This window comes from Streptomyces sp. NPDC002054 (assembly GCF_040296685.1).
Taxonomy (GTDB): Bacteria; Actinomycetota; Actinomycetes; order Streptomycetales; family Streptomycetaceae; genus Streptomyces.
In genome coordinates this window covers 1-18,166 of the sequence record NZ_JBEOXT010000067.1, presented here as the reverse complement: position 1 = coordinate 18,166, position 18,166 = coordinate 1, and the positions used below count along the sequence as shown (strand labels likewise).

At 71.7% G+C, this 18,166-nt stretch carries 14 protein-coding genes; 7 read left to right on the top strand and 7 right to left on the bottom strand.

Going from position 1 to position 18,166, the window contains the following annotated elements; all coding sequences use genetic code 11:
- Positions 1–142: 142 nt before the first annotated feature.
- Genes ABT123_RS36100 through ABT123_RS36080 form a run of 5 tightly spaced genes read right to left on the bottom strand, consistent with a single transcriptional unit; the run spans position 143 to position 5,642 of the window.
- A complete protein-coding gene (locus tag ABT123_RS36100; protein ID WP_351322578.1) occupies positions 143–1,453 on the bottom strand; it encodes a DUF58 domain-containing protein in 1,311 nt (436 codons plus the stop codon).
- Entirely contained in the window at positions 1,453–2,436 is a 984-nt protein-coding gene (locus tag ABT123_RS36095; RefSeq protein ID WP_150207940.1) for an AAA family ATPase, read from the bottom strand. Before ABT123_RS36095 ends, ABT123_RS36100 begins: the two co-directional genes overlap by 1 nt.
- Positions 2,433–3,662 (bottom strand): DUF4350 domain-containing protein, encoded by a 1,230-nt coding sequence (locus tag ABT123_RS36090; RefSeq protein WP_351322576.1) that lies wholly within the window; start codon positions 3,660–3,662, stop codon positions 2,433–2,435. The genes ABT123_RS36095 and ABT123_RS36090 overlap by 4 nt, the downstream gene beginning before the upstream one ends.
- Positions 3,659–4,384 carry a DUF4129 domain-containing protein gene (locus ABT123_RS36085; protein WP_351322574.1) on the bottom strand — a complete coding sequence of 242 codons (726 nt, stop codon included), beginning with the start codon at positions 4,382–4,384 and terminating at the stop codon, positions 3,659–3,661. Before ABT123_RS36085 ends, ABT123_RS36090 begins: the two co-directional genes overlap by 4 nt.
- A 4-nt stretch (positions 4,385–4,388) precedes the next feature.
- Positions 4,389–5,642: a hypothetical protein gene (locus ABT123_RS36080; RefSeq protein WP_351322572.1), complete on the bottom strand. Its 1,254-nt coding sequence runs from the start codon at positions 5,640–5,642 to the stop codon at positions 4,389–4,391.
- 239 nt (positions 5,643–5,881) lie between these two features.
- Between ABT123_RS36080 and mtrA the strand changes: the two genes are divergently transcribed.
- From mtrA to ABT123_RS36050, 6 genes are all read left to right on the top strand, one after another.
- Entirely contained in the window at positions 5,882–6,571 is a 690-nt protein-coding gene (gene mtrA, locus ABT123_RS36075; RefSeq protein WP_189747360.1) for a two-component system response regulator MtrA, read from the top strand.
- Positions 6,572–6,573: 2 nt separating this feature from the next.
- The gene (gene mtrB, locus ABT123_RS36070) at positions 6,574–8,586 is read left to right on the top strand and encodes an MtrAB system histidine kinase MtrB (RefSeq protein ID WP_351322570.1); all 2,013 of its coding nucleotides are present in this window, start codon (positions 6,574–6,576) and stop codon (positions 8,584–8,586) included.
- Entirely contained in the window at positions 8,576–10,396 is a 1,821-nt protein-coding gene (locus ABT123_RS36065; protein WP_351322568.1) for an LpqB family beta-propeller domain-containing protein, read from the top strand. Before mtrB ends, ABT123_RS36065 begins: the two co-directional genes overlap by 11 nt.
- 123 nt (positions 10,397–10,519) lie before the next feature.
- Positions 10,520–11,284 (top strand): ComF family protein, encoded by a 765-nt coding sequence (locus ABT123_RS36060; protein ID WP_351322566.1) that lies wholly within the window; start codon positions 10,520–10,522, stop codon positions 11,282–11,284.
- A 344-nt stretch (positions 11,285–11,628) separates the two neighbouring features.
- The gene (hpf, locus tag ABT123_RS36055) at positions 11,629–12,324 is read left to right on the top strand and encodes a ribosome hibernation-promoting factor, HPF/YfiA family (protein ID WP_351322564.1); all 696 of its coding nucleotides are present in this window, start codon (positions 11,629–11,631) and stop codon (positions 12,322–12,324) included.
- Between the two features lie 191 nt (positions 12,325–12,515).
- Positions 12,516–13,226: a response regulator gene (locus ABT123_RS36050; RefSeq protein ID WP_351322562.1), complete on the top strand. Its 711-nt coding sequence runs from the start codon at positions 12,516–12,518 to the stop codon at positions 13,224–13,226.
- A 25-nt stretch (positions 13,227–13,251) separates the two neighbouring features.
- Here ABT123_RS36050 and ABT123_RS36045 read toward each other — a convergent pair whose 3' ends face one another.
- Both ABT123_RS36045 and ABT123_RS36040 read right to left on the bottom strand, forming a co-directional pair.
- Complete coding sequence (locus ABT123_RS36045) at positions 13,252–14,415, bottom strand: winged helix-turn-helix domain-containing protein (RefSeq protein ID WP_351322560.1); 1,164 nt, start codon at positions 14,413–14,415, stop codon at positions 13,252–13,254.
- Positions 14,416–14,424: 9 nt separating this feature from the next.
- Entirely contained in the window at positions 14,425–15,045 is a 621-nt protein-coding gene (locus ABT123_RS36040) for a GNAT family N-acetyltransferase (protein ID WP_351322558.1), read from the bottom strand.
- A gap of 226 nt (positions 15,046–15,271) precedes the next feature.
- Between ABT123_RS36040 and secA the strand changes: the two genes are divergently transcribed.
- Entirely contained in the window at positions 15,272–18,070 is a 2,799-nt protein-coding gene (gene secA / locus ABT123_RS36035) for a preprotein translocase subunit SecA (protein ID WP_351322556.1), read from the top strand.
- Positions 18,071–18,166 lie beyond the last annotated feature (96 nt).

Here is an 18,166-nt window from a genome sequence, read left to right as displayed (position 1 = left end):
CTGCAGGGGGGACCCTGTGGGAGAGTAGGACGCCGCCGAACAATCATTGTGGGAAAGCCCCGCACCAGTCATGGTGCGGGGCTTTTCTGCGTTTAGGGACAGTTCCGGCCTTTCGGCCGATGGGGCGTGTCCGTCAGAGTGCTTAGAGGCGGCCGGCGGCCTTCAGGGCCAGGTAAGCGTCTGCCAGGGCTGGGGCCAGGGTGTCCGGGGTGGCGTCGACGACGTGGACGCCGTGGCGGGACAGCTGGTCCGCGGTGTGGCGGCGCTGGGATTGGGACTGGGTGCCGGCCGCGGCCTCGTACACCGCGTCCACCGAGCCCCGGGCCGCGGTCATCGCGGCCACATGCGGGTCGGCGACCGAAGCGAGCAGAACCGTGTGGCGCTGGGTGAGGCGGGGGAGGAGTGGGAGCAGGCCCTCTTCGATCGGGGCGGCGTCCAGGCTCGTCAGGAGGACCACCAGGGACCGGCGCGGGGCATTCCGGAGGATGGTGGACACCAGGGTGCGGGCATCCGTCTCGACCAGTTCGGGTTCGAGCGGGGCCATCGCGTTCACGAAAGCGGCCAGGATTTCGCCCGGCGGGCGGCCCTGGACCTGGGCGCGGGTGCGGCGGTCGTGGGCCAGCAGGTCCACGCGGTCCCCGGCCCGGGTCGCGAGGGCGGTGAGCAGCAGGGCGGCGTCCATGGCGGCGTCCAGCCGGGGTGCGTCACCGACCCGGCCGGCCGAGGTGCGGCCGGTGTCCAGGCAGATCAGGATGTGCCGGTCGCGCTCGGGGCGCCAGGTGCGGACCGCGACCTTGTTCTGGCGGGCGGTGGCCCGCCAGTCGATGGAGCGGGTGTCGTCCCCGGGCACGTAGTCGCGGAGGCTGTCGAATTCGGTGCCCTCGCCGCGGGTGAGCACGCTCGTGCGGCCGTCCAGTTCGCGCAGCCGGGCCAGACGGGACGGGAGGTGCTTGCGGCTGGTGAAGGGCGGCAGGACGCGGACCGTCCAGGGTACGGAGTGCGAGCCCTGGCGGGCCCACAGGCCCAGCGGCCCGTACGAGCGGATGGTCACCCGGTCCGCGGTGCGGTCGCCGCGGCGGGCGGGGTGCAGGCGGGTGGTCAGGCGGCGGCGTTCGCCGGGCGGGATGTCGAGCCGGTGCCGCGAGGCGGCGGTTTCGGTGCCCGGCTGCCAGCTGCTGGGCGGCCAGGCGTCACGGAGCCGGGCACGGAGCGTACGGGTGCCCGGGTTGGTGAGGGTCAGGTGGACGTCCGCGGTGTCGCCCAGGCGGACCGAGGTGTCGCCGGAGCGGGTCAGCCGGAGCGTACGGACGGGGGCCGCGAGGGCGCAGTCCGCCGCACAGGCCAGGGCGAGGGAGCCGTTGACGGCCAGCATCCCCGTCCAGCTGGGTTCGAGGATGCCGACCGGGATGCTGCCGAGGGCCGCGATCAGGGCGGCGCGTCCGGTGAAGCCCATCAGCGGGGGACGGGGACGTGGGACAGGATCGCGGTGAGGACGGAGTCGGCGGTGACTCCTTCCATTTCCGCTTCCGGCCGGAGCTGGACCCGGTGGCGGAGGGTGGGCAGGGCGAGGGCCTTGACGTCGTCGGGGGTGACGTAGTCGCGGCCGGTCAGCCAGGCCCAGGCGCGGGAGGTGGCGAGGAGCGCGGTGGCGCCGCGCGGGGAGACGCCCAGGGTGAGGGAGGGCGATTCACGGGTGGCGCGGCAGATGTCGACGACGTACCCGGTGATGTCCGGGGAGACGGAGACGCGGGCCACGGCCTCGCGGGCCGCCTCGAGGTCGGCGGGGCCGGCGACCGGGCGTACTCCGGCGGCCTTGAGGTCGCGGGGGTTGAAGCCGGCGGCGTGCCGGGTCAGGACGCCGATCTCGTCCTCGCGGGAGGGCAGAGGGACCGTCAGCTTGAGCAGGAACCGGTCGAGTTGGGCTTCGGGGAGGGGGTAGGTGCCCTCGTACTCGACGGGGTTCTGGGTGGCTGCGACAAGGAAGGGGTCGGGCAGCGGGCGCGGGGTGCCGTCGACCGTGACCTGACGCTCCTCCATCGCTTCGAGGAGGGAGGACTGGGTCTTGGGCGGAGTCCGGTTGATCTCGTCCGCGAGGAGGAGGTTGGTGAAGACCGGGCCGTTCTGGAAGGAGAACTCGGCGGTGCGGGCGTCGTAGACGAGCGAGCCGGTGACATCGGACGGCATCAGGTCGGGGGTGAACTGCACGCGCTTGGTGTCGAGTTCGAGGGAGGCCGCGAGGGCCCGCACGAGGAGGGTCTTGGCGACGCCGGGGACGCCTTCGAGGAGGACGTGGCCGCGGCAGAGCAGGGCGACGACGAGACCGGTGACGGCGGAGTCCTGGCCGACCACGGCCTTGCCGATTTCGGTGCGGAGCGCTTCGAGGGAGGCGCGGGCGCGGTCCGCCGAAGCGGCGGACTCGGTGGTCGGGGACGTCATGAGGTGCGGACCTCTCTTTCGAGGGCGTCGAGGTGGTCGGTGAGCGCGACGAGTGCCGCGTCGTCGGCAGGGGTGCCGCCGAAGAGAAGCCCGGTCAGATCCCGGGTCAGATCTCGTGCCGGGGGCTGCACTTGGGGCGGGTGAGCCTGGCCGGTGGTTGCCGCGGCGACGGCGGGCAGGAGGACGGCCGGGTCGTGTGCTTGGGCGGGCGGTACGCCGAGCAGTGCGGCGAGGCGTTCGCGGGCGGCGGCGCGGAGCACGGTGGCGGCGCGGTCGCGGGCGTCGGCCTTGCGGTAGAGGCGGGCGCGGCCCTCGGTGGCCTCGGAGGCGCGGACCACCACCGGGAGGTTTTCGGTGACCAGCGGGCCGAGGCGGCGGCCTCGCCAGAGCGCGGCGAGGGCGGCGGCGACGGTGAGTTGGAGCAGGGCCCAGCCCCAGCCGGGCGGGATGAGCTCGACGAAGCCCTTCTCCTCGACCCCGCCGGACTCGGCGAGTTCGGCGACGGAGGGCAGGTACCAGACCAGCTGCGGCCGGGTGCCAAGGAGTTGCAGGGCGAGGGAGGCGTTGCCTTCTTCGGCGAGGGTCTCGTTGTGGAGGAGGGCGCTGTTGCCGAGGAGGACGGTGTCGCCGCCGGCGGTGCCGGGGAGGAGGAGCAGGGTGGGCCGGCCGCCGTCGGGATAGCAGCCGGTGGCCGCCGGGTTGACGGTGTGATAGCGGAGGTCGCCGCCGGTCATGGCGCGGCCCGCGGAGAGTGCGGCGGGCAGGGTGCAGTCCGGGTCGCGGACTTCGGCGCCGGTGCTCGCCCGGGTGTCGACCCCGGGGGCGAGGGCGCGGGCGGCGTCGTCGTCCGGGGTGAGCAGGACCGTACGGCCGCCGGAGAGGTCCATGGCGGTGCGCAGGACGTTGTGCTGGGCGGGGCCGAGCAGGGCGGGGTCGGCGACGAGGAGCGTGGTGTCGGGACCGGCGGCGTCGGCGGCCTCCTGAGTGGAGGTCACGACCCGGGTGGTGACCCCGCGTTCGGCGAGGAGTTCGGCGAGGGCGCGGCTGCCGAGGGGGTCGACGGACCGGGGGTCGAGGGCGCCGTGGCGGGTGCCGGAGCCGATGGCGGCCAGCGCGACTCCGGCGACGAGGAGGATGCCGAGGGCGAGCAGGAACCCGCGGGAGCGCCGCCATACTTCTGCGGCGCCGGGTGCGGTGGAGGTGCTGTGCGCGGCCGGGCCGGTCATGAGCTGCCCTCCGGGGGGCCGGCGGGTCCGGTGGTCCCGGTGGCTGCAACGGCTCCGGCGGGGCCGGCGGTTCCGGCGGGTGTCAGTGCGGGCCTGGCGCGCTCGACGGCGAGGTCGAGCTCGAGGAGCCGGGCGTACATGGCCTGGTCGGCGGGCCGGCCGCCGTAGGTGACGTCGTCGAAGACGCGGGCGGCGGTACGGAGGTCCGCGGCGTGGGCCGGCAGGGAGACGGCGGCTTCGGCTGCGGCCTCGTCGGCGGTGCGGCCCGGGCGGGGATCCAGCAGGGTGCGTTCCTCCAGGGACTGCACGAGGGCGCGCATCCGGTCCTGGACGGCTTCGGTCCAGCGGCCCGCGGCGGCGTGCGCCTCGGCCGCGGCCCGGTGTTCGGCGGCGCTGCGGGCGCGTTCGCCGAAGAGGGTGCCGGTGCCGGCGAGGGACCGTTCGGGGGTGCCGAGCCGCCACCACAGCAGGCCGAAGGCCAGCACCACGAGCAGGATCACCACGACGATGCCCAGCGTGCCTCCGGGGGTCGCCCCGGAGGCCGCGCCGAACAGCTCGTCGACCCAGTCGAAGAACTTCCGCATGGCCCGGTCCAGCAGGCTGGGGTCGTTCTCGTGGTACATCGGCTTGGACAGTTCGCGCTCGGCGGCCTCGCGGGCCGCGTCGCGCGGTGTGGTCACCGGCGGTGTCTCGCCGATGGGCAGGCCCCCCGTGCCGGTCACCGCATCAGCCCCCGGCCGGCGGCTGGGAGCCGCCGTGGTTGCCGTAGTCCTCGACGCCGGCCGCGCGGGCGAGTTCCAGGTCCAGGGCCTCGCGCCGGATCCGCTGGTCGATGTACAGCAGGACGGTGACGCCGGCCTGCATCGGCAGCACGATGGTCAGGGCGATGACCCCGCCGATGCCCGCGATGATCAGGAAGGGCCAGCTGTCCACGGCGTTGCCGTTGAGGAAGCCGGACACGCCCTCGCTGGTGAAGAGGCTGCCGACGACGGCGAACACGGCGACGATCGTGCCGCCGACGAACCCGGTGATCACATTGGTGAGGACCGAGATGCCGAAGATCCGCCACCAGGAGCCGCCGACCAGCTTGGAGGAGCGGCGCAGGGACTGGGGGATGGTGCTCCGCTCCAGCATCAGGGCGGGGGAGGCCAGCGCGAACTTGGTCCACAGCCAGGCGATGACGCCGAGGGCGACGATCAGGCCGAGGACGATCAGGCCGGTGCTGTCGGCGATGACGCCGGGCATCATCAGGACGGTGCCGATCACCAGGGCGCCGACGGTCAGTACCAGGGCCAGGCCGGCCAGCTTGAGCAGCTGGGGGCGGGCGCCGCGCCAGGCCTCGCCGACGCTGGAGGCCTGGCCGAGCACCGCCTTGCTGAAGATCATCGTGAGGATCGCGGTGACGATCACGGAGCCGACGAGCTGGATGAAGCTGTCGCTCAGGGTGACCACCATGCTGCTGCCGAGGGAGTCGAGGAGCTCCTCGGGGGTGGCGTTCTCGTCCGGGGTGACCGCGAACTCCGACAGCACGGTGCGCTGCAGGGTCAGGCTGATCAGCTGGATGAACACGGCCACGGCCATGGTGATGGGCAGTACCGAGCGCCAGTGGGTGCGCATGGTGGTGACGGCGCCGTCCAGGATCTCGCCGACGCCCAGGGGGCGCAGCGGGATCACTCCGGGCTTGGCCGCCGGGGGCTTGCCCCAGCCGCCTTGGCCGCCCGGAGTGCCGTATCCGGGCCGGCCGGGCTGCTGTCCGTACGCGCCCCAGCCCGCGCCGGGCTGCGGGGCGGCCGGTGGCGGGGTCTGGCCGGTGCCCGGGGTGGACCACTGGCCGGGCGGCGGCTGCTCGGCCGACCACTTGGAGTCGGGCCGGTCCGGCGGGGTGGGCTGCGGTCCGGCCGCCGGCTTGGCGCCGTCGGACTGGTCGGACGGCTCGGACGGGTCGGATCCGGGCGAGGCCCAGCCCGGAGAGTCGTTCATCGTCGCTCCTTCAGGGGTGCCCGTACGTCGGGGGCGCGGCGGAAATCACTGTCGCTGGTCGCTGCCATCGTGTCATGGGTGATCTCCGGGGGGACCGGCCGTCCCCCGGCGAATTCCGGCCACCGTCCCGGTTCCGCGGACACCTTCAATTGTGGCCCGCCGAGGCGGCAGACTGGACGACTGGATCACAGCACCCCCGCTGTGTGCCAGCTCACGCCGGGTCACGATTGGCTAATGGGATGATGTCAACCATGAAGGGACGCGTCCTTGTCGTCGACGACGACACCGCGCTGGCCGAGATGCTCGGCATTGTGCTGCGTGGAGAAGGTTTTGAGCCGTCGTTCGTCGCGGACGGCGACAAGGCCCTGGCTGCCTTTCGCGAGGCCAAGCCGGACCTGGTGCTGCTGGATCTCATGCTGCCCGGACGGGACGGCATAGAGGTCTGTCGGCTGATTCGCGCCGAGTCAGGCGTGCCTATTGTCATGCTCACCGCCAAGAGCGACACGGTCGACGTGGTGGTGGGCCTGGAGTCAGGAGCTGACGACTACATCGTCAAACCGTTCAAGCCCAAGGAGCTGGTCGCCCGTATCCGGGCCCGGCTGCGCCGCTCGGAGGAGCCCGCGCCGGAGCAGCTGGCCATCGGTGACCTGGTCATCGACGTGGCCGGCCACTCGGTCAAGCGGGACGGGGCATCGATCGCGCTGACCCCGCTGGAGTTCGACCTGCTGGTCGCCCTCGCCCGCAAGCCCTGGCAGGTGTTCACCCGTGAGGTGCTGCTGGAGCAGGTCTGGGGCTACCGGCACGCGGCCGACACCCGGCTCGTCAACGTGCACGTGCAGCGGCTGCGCTCCAAGGTCGAGAAGGACCCGGAGCGCCCCGAGATCGTCGTGACGGTCCGCGGCGTGGGTTACAAGGCCGGACCGAGCTGACCATGACTCCCGGCAGGTCCCCCAGGGCCGGCCGGCTGCTCCAGGACGGGGCGCCCGGCAGCCCCGTACTGCGGCTTCTTGCGCGACTGGCGCGCCGGCCGCTGCTTCCGGCTGTCCGGCTGTGGCGGCGGAACATCCAGCTCAGGGTGGTTGCCGCCACCCTGCTGATGTCGCTCGGCGTGGTCCTGCTGCTCGGCTTCGTCGTCATCGGTCAGGTCAGCAACGGGCTCCTCGACGCCAAGCAGGAGGCCGCGCAGAGCCAGGCCGCGGGCGGGTTCGCGGTCGCCCAGGAGAAGGCCAACGCCCCGACCGCGGCGGACGGGCAGGAGCCCGCCACCGTCGACAACAACGTCGGCCGGGACGCCAGCACCTGGATGAACGGGCTGGTCAAGCAGCTCGCCAGTGGCGGCCAGACCGCCTTCGAAGTGGTTGCCCTGGGCGCCGGAGAGGGAGACCAGGGCACCGGAGGCGTGCGCGGAGCGCGTGCCTCCGGCGAGGTCGATCCCGCGGCGAGTGTGCCCGCCGACCTCCGGCGGGACGTCGACACCAAGGTCGGCGCCCACCAGACCTTCTCGAAGATCCACTACGGCACGCCCAACACCCCGGCGGAGCCGGCGCTGGTCATCGGCAAGCGGCTGACCGACATCAACGGTGAGCCGTACCAGCTGTACTACCTCTTCCCGCTCACCCAGGAGGAGGAATCCCTCAACCTGGTCAAGGGCACCATCGCCACGGCCGGCCTGTTCGTGGTCGTCCTGCTGGGCGCCATCGCCTGGCTCGTCGTACGCCAGGTGGTCACCCCGGTCCGGATGGCCGCCGGAATTGCCGAGCGGCTCTCCGCCGGGCGGCTGCAGGAACGGATGAAGGTCACCGGCGAGGACGACATCGCCCGGCTGGGCGAGGCCTTCAACAAGATGGCCCAGAACCTCCACAACAAGATCCAGCAGCTGGAGGACCTCTCCCGGATGCAGCGGCGGTTCGTCTCCGACGTCTCGCACGAGCTGCGCACCCCGCTGACCACCGTCCGGATGGCCGCCGACGTCATCCACGAGGCCCGAGTCGACTTCGACCCGATCACCGCCCGGTCCGCCGAGCTGCTGGCCGGACAGCTCGACCGCTTCGAGTCGCTGCTCGCCGACCTGCTGGAGATCAGCCGGTTCGACGCGGGGGCGGCGGCCCTGGAGGCGGAACCGATAGATCTGCGGGATGTCGTACGCCGGGTCATCGACGGCGCCGAGCCGCTCGCCGAACGCAAGGGCACCCGGATCCGGGTGCTCGGCGACACCCAGCCGGTGATCGCCGAAGCCGACTCCCGCCGGGTCGAGCGGGTGCTGCGCAACCTGGTCGTCAACGCCGTGGAGCACGGCGAGGGCCGCGATGTCGTGGTGCGGCTGGCCTCGGCCGGCGGTGCCGTGGCGGTGGCCGTCCGCGACTACGGCGTGGGCCTGAAGCCCGGCGAGGCCACCCGCGTCTTCAACCGGTTCTGGCGCGCCGACCCGGCCCGGGCCCGCACCACCGGCGGTACCGGCCTCGGCCTGTCCATCGCCGTCGAGGACGCCCGGCTGCACGGCGGCTGGCTGCAGGCCTGGGGCGAACCGGGCGGCGGCTCGCAGTTCCGGCTGACCCTGCCGCGTACCGCGGACGAACCGCTGCGCGGCTCGCCGATCCCGCTGGAGCCCGAGGACTCGCGGGCCAACCGGGCCAGGGCAGCCGCCGAGAAGGCCGCCGCCAAGGCTGCTGCGGCGTCCGCCGCTGCGTCTGCTGCGGCAGCCGCGGCGAACGGTGCCGCGGGCCGGGCGGGCGTGGGCGTGGGCGGGCGGCCCGGTGGCGGGGATGCGGTGACGCACGGTGCCGGCCCGGAACACCGGTCGCCGATACCGCCGCGACCTGCGGTGACCACTGCCGTGCCGGTCCCGGCCGACCCGACGGCCCTGCCGGGCAGCGGCGCCCGGGTGGTGGCCCGGCCCGGCTCGGGCGAAACCACGGAACGAGAGGGGGAGCGCGGTGAAGGCTAGGCGGACGGAGGCCAAGGCGGTGAGCGTCCTGGCGCTGGGCGGCGCCGGGCTCATGCTGGCCGGCTGCGCCTCCATGCCCACCCGCGGCGAGGTCCGCCCGGTGTCGGCCACGCAGGGCGCCGACTCGCAGGTCCGGGTGTACGGCGTGCCCCCGGCCCCCAACGCCAGCCCCTCGGAGATCGTCGGCGGCTTCCTGGAGGCGATGACCAGTGACGACCCGCAGCTGTCCACGGCTCGCCAGTACCTGACCGCCGAGGCCGCGAAGAGCTGGAAGCCCGGCTCCAAGGTCACCGTGCTGTCCAGCGGCCTCGGCCGGTCGCCCGAGAAGCCCGACAAGCTCGACAAGCAGCCGGAAGCCCCGCGCTTCAAGCTGACCGGCGACAAGGTCGCCACCGTCGACGAGCGCAACGCCTACCAGCCGGAGCCCGGCGGGGTGCCGTTCGAGCAGCACCTCCAGCTGGTCCGGGAGGGCAACGAGTGGCGGATCTCCGAGCTGCCCGACGGGCTGGTGCTCAGCGAGTCCGACTTCCAGCGCATCTTCCTGCCCGTCAACAAGTACTACTTCGCTTCGGGCACCCTCGTCGCCGATCCCGTGTACGTGCGCCAGCGCACCGATCCGGATTCGCGCATGGACAAGATGACGCAGACCGTGCAGTCGCTGCTCGACGGGCCGTCCAAGTGGCTGGGCCCGGTCGTCAGCTCCAGCTTCCCCACCGGCACGGCCCTCAAGGAGGGCACCAAGTCCCTGTCGTACGACGCACAGAACACCCTGCGGGTGCCGCTCAACGACAAGGCCGACAACGTCGCCGAACCGCAGTGCCAGAAGATGGCCACCCAGCTGATGTACACCGTCCGCGACCTGACCTCCTCGCGGGTGGCCCGGGTCGAGCTGGTGCGCCCCGACAAGTCGGTGCTGTGCGGGGTGGACGAGAGCCTGGCCGCCTCCATCGCCAACCGGGTGCCGACCCCCCGCCACCAGTACTACATCGACCAGCACAAACTGCTGCGCGTCAGCCTGCCCAGCGACCCCGAGCAGTCCTTCGAACAGGCTGTGCCGGTCGGTGGCCCGCTGGCCGGCGCGCCGCAGCTGAAGGTGGGCACGGCGGCGGTTGCGTACGAGGAGAAGCGCGCCGGAGTGGTCTCCGAGGACGGGCACTCCCTGTACACGGTGTCGCTGGCCACCGGGGGACCGCTGCCCGCACCCGTGCTGACCAGCCGGGTCAAGAACGGCCTGTCCGCGCCCAGCTGGGATGGCCGCGGCGACCTCTGGGTCGCCGACCGGGACCCGCAGAACCAGGTGCTGTGGCGGATTCCGGGCGGTACCGGCACCCCGCAGCGGGTCGATGTGGCCGGGCTGGACGGCCGCCGCATCGAGGAGCTGCGGATCTCCTCGGACGGGGTGCGGATCGCGCTGCTCCTGTCCACGAGCGGCGCGCGCAAGGAGCTCTACATCGGCCGGGTCGAGCGGCCCGAGGCGACGGGCGGCGGCAAGGTCGCGGTGCGCGAGCTGCGGCCCGCCGCCCCGCAGATGGCGGACGTGACGGCGATGAGCTGGGCGCCGCGGGGCCGGCTGCTGGTGGTGGGCCGGGAGAGCGAAGGCGTCATGCAGGCCCGCTACATGCAGGCCGACGGGTCGATGGTGGCGGGCAGCCTGCCCGGGGCCAACGGCCTGACCGAGGTCGCCGCGTCCGAGGACGAGAAGCAGCCGGTGGTGGCCTACTCCGACGCCGACGGCATCGTCTGGCTGCCGCCGGGCGCCCAGTGGCGCACCGTCTCGGCGGGTGGCAGCGCCCCCGTATACCCGGGCTGACGCGGTCTGATCCGGTCTGACCTGGCTGACCTGGCTGACCTGGCTGACCTGCGCTCTTCGCTTCCGTAGGGGAGTTTTCCACAGGGGTCGCGGGCGGTGGGGAGGGTCCGGCACCGTGGAGCCATGCGCGGGTGGTGGCAGGAGCTCGTCGGGCTGGTCCTGCCGGTGGACTGCGCCGGATGCGGGGAGGTTCGGATGCTGGTGTGCGGGGAGTGCAGGAAGGCGCTGGGCGGGGCCGAGGCGGGGCCTGTGAGGCCGCGGGCGCGTCCGCCGGGACTGCCGGAGGTGTATGCAGCCGTCGGCTATCAGGGGGCCGTACGGGCCGTCCTGCTGGCCCACAAGGAACGCGGGGCGCTTCCGCTGGCCGGGCCGCTGGGGCGGGCGCTGGCCGCGGCGGTGCGGGAGGCCGTGGTTCGCGAGGCGGCGGTTCGCGAGGGCGTGCGGCGGGAGGCCGCCCGGAGCGGGCCGGAGGTGGTGCTGGTGCCGGTGCCGTCGGCGCGGCGGCAGGTGCGGGCCCGGGGGCACGATCCGGCCCGCAGGATCGCCCTGGCGGCCTCCGCTGAGCTGCGCCGGGGCGGGACCGCGGCGCGGGTGGCGCCCGTACTGCGGCAGCGGCGGGCGGTGGCGGACCAGTCGGGGCTGGGCGCCCGGCAGCGGCGGGAGAACCTGGCGGGGGCCCTGGAGATATGCGGTGGCGGGGCCCGGGCAGCGGCCGGCGGAGCGCTGGTCCTGGTGGACGACCTGATCACCACCGGAGCGACGCTCGCGGAAGCGGCGAGGGCGGTTCGGGAAGCCGGGCTGCCGGTGACGGCCGCTGCGGTCGTGGCGGCGCCGGCGGAGTCGTTTGAAGCGTTCGAAAAGAGTGCGGCTCGAAAATCGCGTGAATAGATTAGGAACTGCCGGGGAACGCCCATCGTTGCAGGTAGTAAGAGGGAATGGCCACTTGAACGGAGGTTCATCCCGGTAGCGGGTGCCGACAACCGTCCATCAGAGCTATGTTCGGTTGTAAGGAACTGGCGATCCTTGGGCGCCGACGCAGTCGGGACACATGTGCAAGTCGTGTGCAGGTGGTGTCTCTCGACTCCCGAAGTCGGTGGGGTGGTGATCTTGCCGATGGGGGAGGAGGAGGTGAAAGTCGCCAAGTCCGAGACTCCGGTGCTCACCGGAGTCTGGTGCAAGAGGGAGACGCCTCGTCCGACGAGCGGCGGGGCAATCCGGGAACGGAGTTCTGCGTGGACATCGTCGTCAAGGGCCGCAAGACCGAAGTGCCCGAGCGGTTCCGCAAGCACGTGGCCGAGAAGCTGAATCCGGAGCGGATCCAGAAGCTCGACGCCAAGGTGATCAGCCTGGACGTCGAGGTGTCCAAGGAGCACAACCCGCGCCAGGCCGACCGTTCCGACCGCGTGGAGATCACCCTTCGTTCGCGAGGCCCGGTGATCCGTGCCGAGGCGGCAGCCGCCGATGCGTATGCGGCGCTGGACCTGGCCCAGGACAAGCTCGAGGCCCGGCTGCGCAAGCAGCACGACAAGCGCCACACCCGCCGCGGAAATGGGCGGCTCTCGGCAGCCGAGGTCGCCGACGCCGTGCCGGACGCGGCACATCTGAACGGAAACGGAGAAATTGTCTCCGAACAGCAGGCGGACGCGATTCCGACGACCCGGATCGGATCGATCGAAGTGCGGGGCGAAGGCCCCCTGATCGTCCGCGAGAAGACGCACGCAGCGGCACCCATGTCGCTGGACCAGGCTCTCTACGAGATGGAGCTGGTCGGCCACGACTTCTACCTGTTCGTCGATTCCGAGACCAAGCAGCCCAGCGTCGTCTATCGGCGCCATGCCTATGACTACGGCGTCATCCACCTCAGCCCCGACGCCGCGACCTCCGGCGACTTCGAGGCCGGCGGTGCGGGCGGCGCGCTCGGCGGCTGACGGCCCGGCGCGGAAATCCGACGGTTACGTCCCATTGGTGCCCCCGCGGATCGCTCTGGCGACCTGCGGGGGCACCCGTATGAGCCAACCGGCCGAAAAGTGACCGGATGTCGGACATCGCGGCATGGAATCATGGCGGGCAGTCAACTGGACCTCGGGCCACGGTCCATGGGCCTGCAGGGGGAGGAATGATGGCGGACAGCTTCGGACCGGTACACGCCGAGGACGGTGCGGGCTGCCGCGAGCCGATCCGGGTGCTTGTGGTGGACGACCACGCGCTGTTCCGGCGGGGACTGGAGATCGTCCTCGCGCAGGAGGAGGACATCCAGGTCGTCGGCGAGGCCGGGGACGGCGCGGAAGCGGTGGACAAGGCGGCCGACCTGCTGCCCGACATCGTGCTGATGGACGTCCGGATGCCGCGGCGGGGCGGGATCGAGGCATGCACCTCGATCAAGGAGGTGGCACCCTCCGCGAAGATCATCATGCTGACGATCAGCGACGAGGAGGCGGACCTCTACGACGCGATCAAGGCGGGGGCGACCGGGTACCTGCTGAAGGAGATCTCGACGGACGAGGTCTCCACGGCGATCCGCGCCGTCGCGGACGGGCAGTCCCAGATCAGCCCGTCGATGGCGTCGAAACTGCTGACCGAGTTCAAGTCGATGATCCAGCGCACCGACGAGCGCCGGCTGGTGCCGGCGCCGCGGCTGACGGACCGGGAGCTGGAGGTCCTCAAGCTGGTGGCCACCGGGATGAACAACCGGGACATCGCCAAGGAGTTGTTCATCTCCGAGAACACGGTGAAGAACCACGTCCGGAACATCCTGGAGAAGCTCCAGCTGCACTCCAGGATGGAGGCCGTGGTCTACGCGATGCGGGAGAAGATCCTGGAGATCCGCTGACCCGGGTCAGTGGACAGGGGGTGTCCTAGCCGAGGGCAGCCAGCTCGGCGGTGACCGCCGCGGCTTCGGCCGGGCTCTGGGCGCGGTCGATGCGGACGGCATCGCAGCCGACCCACTCCGCCGCCTCCCGCAGGGCCGCCGCCATGGCGGGCGCGGCCTTTGGCGAGGTCAGGGAGAGCTGCCGGGCCACCAGGGTGCTGCCCTCGCGGGCCGGGTCCACCCGGCCCTGGAGCCGGCCGCCGGCCAGCAGCGGCATCGCGAAGTAGCCGTGGATCCGCTGCGGCTTGGGGACGTACGCCTCCAGCTTGTGGCTGAAGCCGAAGATCCGCTCGGTCCGGGGCCGGTCCCAGACCAGCGAGTCGAAGGGGGAGAGCAGAGTGGTGCGGTGCCGGCCGCGCGGTACGGTCGCCAGCGCCGCCGGGTCCGCCCAGGCGGGCTTCTGCCACCCCTCGACCTCGACCGGCACCAGCCCGGAGTCCGCAACCACCGCGTCGAACTGGTCCCCCTTGATCCGGTGGTAGTCGGCGAGATCGGCGCGGGTACCCACGCCGAGCGACTGCCCGGACAGGGCCACCAGCCTGCGCAGGCACTCGGCGTCGTCCAGATCGTCGTGCAGCAGGGCGTCCGGGACGGCCCGCTCGGCCAGGTCGTAGACCCGCTTCCAGCTGCGCCGCTGGGTGCAGACCACGTCGCCGGCGTCCAGCAGCCACTCCACCGCGATCTTGGTCTCGGACCAGTCCCACCAGGGCCCGCCGTTCTTCGCCCCGCCCAGCTCGGTGGAGGTGAGCGGGCCCTCGGCCTTCAGCCGGTCCAGGACCAGCGCGCAGGAGGCCTCCCGGTCCTGCATCTTGTGCCAGCGGTAGCCGTGCTCCCGCCGGGCCCGCCGCCGGAACGCGAAATGCGGCCATTCCTCGATGGGCAGGATGCAGGCGGCGTGCGACCAGTACTCGAAGGCGTGATTCTCCGTCCAGTACGCCTGCTCGACGGCGGAGCGGCCCACGGCGCCGAGCCGGGCGTACGGGATCAGCTCGTGCGAGCGGGCCAGCACCGAGATCGTGTCCAGCTGCACCGCCCCGAGGTGCCGGAGCACACCGCGGACGCCACCGCGCCGGTCCGGCGCCCCCAGGAAGCCCTGCGCGCGCAGCGCGATCCGCCGTGCCTCGTCCGCCGAAAGAGAAACAGTGGTCATGGCCGCACCCTAGGACCCGGCACTGACATCGACGGGCTCGGGTGACGGAGACGGGGACGAGGACGGCGACGGCAGGTACGGCAGCCGGGAGGGCAGGCCGAGGTCGGACGGGAGCAGTGCGCCCACCCAGCAGTCGCGCAGGGTGTCGCGGTGCTCCATGCCCGCGCGCGCCACGCCCTCGATCCGGAAGCCGGTCTTCTCGGCGACCGCACGGGAGGCGGTGTTCCCGACCCCGGCGCGCCAGATCAGGCGTACGCAGCCGGCCTCGGTGAAGAGCCAGCGAGCCACGGCGAGCACCGCCTCGGCCGTGTAGCCCCGGCCGCGGTGGGCGGCGACGGCCCAGTAGCCGATCTCGTGCGCGTGGGCGCCCCGCGTGACCAGGCCGACGGCGGCGACCAGCGGCCCGTCCGCCCCGAGCAGCACCGCGAAGTTGTACTCGCTGTCGTCCTGCCAGCCGGCCGGGACCTTCTCCGTCACGAAGGTCTCCGCGTCCTCGAGGCGGTACGGCACCGGCACCGGGATCCACCGCTGGATGGCCGGGTCCTGGCAGGCCGCGTGCACCTCGGTGACGTCGGCGGGCAGGTGCGGGCGCAGGACCAGGCGCTCGGTGGTCAGGGTGATCGGCTCCATGAGCGGATTCTGCGGTCCGTGCCGGGCCGGGGCGAACACTTTTCGGTGACGGCGGCACCTTCCGTGTCCCCCGTACGTTCTCATTCCGGGCGCGTGCCGCCCTGCGGATACGGCGGACCTCCCGACGTGGCGGCGTCCTCGCTTACGATGGCCGTTGCGGTGGGGTCCACCTGCCGTGCCCGTCACGAACCAGTGCCAGGCCCGACCGGCAAGGAGACAAACCTCGGTGTCCGTCTTCAACAAGCTCATGCGTGCAGGCGAAGGCAAGATCCTGCGCAAACTGCACCGCATCGCGGACCAGGTCAACTCCATCGAAGAGGACTTCGTCAACCTCTCCGACGCCGAGTTGCGGGCGCTCACGGACGAGTACAAGCAGCGTTACCAGGACGGCGAGAGCCTGGACGACCTGCTTCCGGAGGCGTTCGCGACGGTCCGCGAGGCCGCCAAGCGCGTCCTCGGCCAGCGCCACTACGACGTCCAGATGATGGGCGGCGCGGCCCTGCACCTCGGCTATGTGGCCGAGATGAAGACCGGTGAGGGCAAGACCCTCGTCGGCACCCTGCCTGCGTACCTGAACGCGCTGTCCGGCAAGGGCGTCCACCTGATCACGGTGAACGACTACCTGGCCGAGCGTGACTCCGAGATGATGGGCCGGGTCCACAAGTTCCTGGGCCTGACCGTCGGCTGCATCCTGGCGAACATGACGCCGGCGCAGCGCCGTGAGCAGTACGGCTGCGACATCACGTACGGCACGAACAACGAATTCGGCTTCGACTACCTGCGCGACAACATGGCGTGGTCGCAGGACGAGCTGGTGCAGCGCGGCCACAACTTCGCCGTGGTCGACGAGGTCGACTCGATCCTGGTCGACGAGGCCCGCACCCCGCTGATCATCTCCGGCCCGGCCGACCAGGCCACCAAGTGGTACGGCGACTTCGCCAAGCTGGTCACCCGCCTCACCAAGGGCGAGCCCGGTCAGCCGCTCAAGGGCATCGAGGAGACCGGCGACTACGAGGTCGACGAGAAGAAGCGGACCGTCGGCATCCATGAGGCCGGTGTCGCCAAGGTCGAGGACTGGCTCGGCATCGACAACCTCTACGAGTCCGTGAACACCCCCCTGGTCGGCTACCTCAACAACGCCATCAAGGCCAAGGAGCTGTTCAAGAAGGACAAGGACTACGTCGTCATGGACGGCGAAGTCATGATCGTCGACGAGCACACCGGCCGTATCCTGGCCGGCCGCCGCTACAACGAGGGCATGCACCAGGCGATCGAGGCGAAGGAAGGGGTGGACATCAAGGACGAGAACCAGACCCTCGCCACGATCACCCTCCAGAATTTCTTCCGCCTCTACTCGAAGCTGTCCGGCATGACCGGTACGGCCATGACCGAGGCCGCCGAGTTCCACCAGATCTACAAGCTGGGCGTCGTGCCGATCCCGACGAACCGGCCGATGCAGCGCAAGGACCAGGCCGACCTCATCTACCGGACCGAGGTCGCCAAGTTCGCCGCCGTCGTCGACGACATCGCGGAGAAGCACGAGAAGGGCCAGCCGATCCTGGTCGGCACCACCTCGGTCGAGAAGTCCGAGTACCTCTCGCAGCAGCTCAGCAAGCGCGGCGTCCCGCACGAGGTGCTGAACGCCAAGCAGCACGACCGCGAGGCCCAGATCGTGGCCCAGGCCGGCCGCCGCGGCGCGGTCACCGTCGCCACGAACATGGCCGGCCGCGGTACGGACATCAAGCTCGGCGGCAACCCGGACGACCTCGCCGAGGCGGAGCTGCGGCAGCGCGGCCTCGACCCGGAGGAGCACATCGAGGAGTGGGCGCACGCCCTCCCCGAGGCGCTGCACAAGGCCGAGCTGGCCGTGAAGGCCGAGTTCGAAGAGGTCAAGGAGCTCGGCGGGCTGTATGTGCTGGGCACCGAGCGGCACGAGTCGCGCCGTATCGACAACCAGCTGCGCGGTCGCTCCGGCCGTCAGGGTGACCCGGGCGAGTCCCGCTTCTACCTGTCGCTGGGCGACGACCTGATGCGCCTGTTCAAGGCGCAGATGGTCGAGCGGGTCATGGCGATGGCGAACGTGCCGGACGATGTGCCGATCGAGAACAAGATGGTCACCCGGGCCATCGCCTCGGCGCAGTCGCAGGTCGAGACCCAGAACTTCGAGACGCGTAAGAACGTCCTGAAGTACGACGAGGTGCTCAACAAGCAGCGCGAGGTCATCTACGGCGAGCGGCGCCGGGTGCTGGAGGGCGAGGACCTGCACGACCAGGTGCGCCACTTCATGGACGACACGATCGACGCGTACATCCAGGCCGAGACGGTCGAGGGCTTCGCGGAGGAGTGGGACCTGGAGCGCCTGTGGGGCGCGTTCAAGCAGCTCTACCCGGTCAAGGTGACGGTGGAGGAGCTGGAGGACGCGGCGGGCGACCGCGCCGGCATCACGGCGGAGTTCATCGCGGAGTCCGTGAAGGACGACATCACCGAGCAGTACGAGGCGCGCGAGAAGCAGCTCGGCTCCGACATCATGCGGGAGCTGGAGCGGCGGGTCGTGCTGTCGGTGCTGGACCGCAAGTGGCGTGAGCACCTGTACGAGATGGACTACCTGCAGGAAGGCATCGGCCTGCGGGCGATGGCGCAGAAGGACCCGCTGGTCGAGTACCAGCGGGAGGGCTTCGACATGTTCAACGCCATGATGGACGGCATCAAGGAGGAGTCCGTCGGCTACCTGTTCAACCTGGAGGTCCAGGTCGAGCAGCAGGTCGAGGAGGTCCCGGTGGAGGCGGCGGCGCCGTCGGCGCAGGCTGCGCCGTCTGTGCCGCGTCCGGAGATCCGGGCCAAGGGGCTGGACGCGCCGCAGCGGCCGGACCGGCTGCACTTCTCCGCGCCGACGGTGGACGGGGAGGGCGGTGTGGTCGAGGGCGACTTCGACGCGGACGGCCAGCCGGCCACGGGCGACGGGCTGACGCGGGCGGAGCGCCGCAAGGCGCAGAAGGCGGCGGGTGGCCGCCGCCGCAAGAAGTAACCCGCTCGGCCAACACCGGCGGGGTGTTCGTCTTCAACAGCGCCACCTGGTCCATCTCCCGGCTGCTCACCGGCCAGCTCGACGCGTACGTGGACA

Coding starts and splice junctions, on each gene's coding strand:
- ABT123_RS36100 (WP_351322578.1), bottom strand. CDS start 1,453: ATGGGCTTCACCGGACGCGCCGCCCTGATCGCGGCCCTCGGCAGCATC.
- ABT123_RS36095 (WP_150207940.1), bottom strand. CDS start 2,436: ATGACGTCCCCGACCACCGAGTCCGCCGCTTCGGCGGACCGCGCCCGC.
- ABT123_RS36090 (WP_351322576.1), bottom strand. CDS start 3,662: ATGACCGGCCCGGCCGCGCACAGCACCTCCACCGCACCCGGCGCCGCA.
- ABT123_RS36080 (WP_351322572.1), bottom strand. CDS start 5,642: ATGAACGACTCTCCGGGCTGGGCCTCGCCCGGATCCGACCCGTCCGAG.
- mtrA (WP_189747360.1), top strand. CDS start 5,882: ATGATGTCAACCATGAAGGGACGCGTCCTTGTCGTCGACGACGACACC.
- mtrB (WP_351322570.1), top strand. CDS start 6,574: ATGACTCCCGGCAGGTCCCCCAGGGCCGGCCGGCTGCTCCAGGACGGG.
- ABT123_RS36060 (WP_351322566.1), top strand. CDS start 10,520: ATGCGCGGGTGGTGGCAGGAGCTCGTCGGGCTGGTCCTGCCGGTGGAC.
- ABT123_RS36050 (WP_351322562.1), top strand. CDS start 12,516: ATGGCGGACAGCTTCGGACCGGTACACGCCGAGGACGGTGCGGGCTGC.
- ABT123_RS36045 (WP_351322560.1), bottom strand. CDS start 14,415: ATGACCACTGTTTCTCTTTCGGCGGACGAGGCACGGCGGATCGCGCTG.
- ABT123_RS36040 (WP_351322558.1), bottom strand. CDS start 15,045: ATGGAGCCGATCACCCTGACCACCGAGCGCCTGGTCCTGCGCCCGCAC.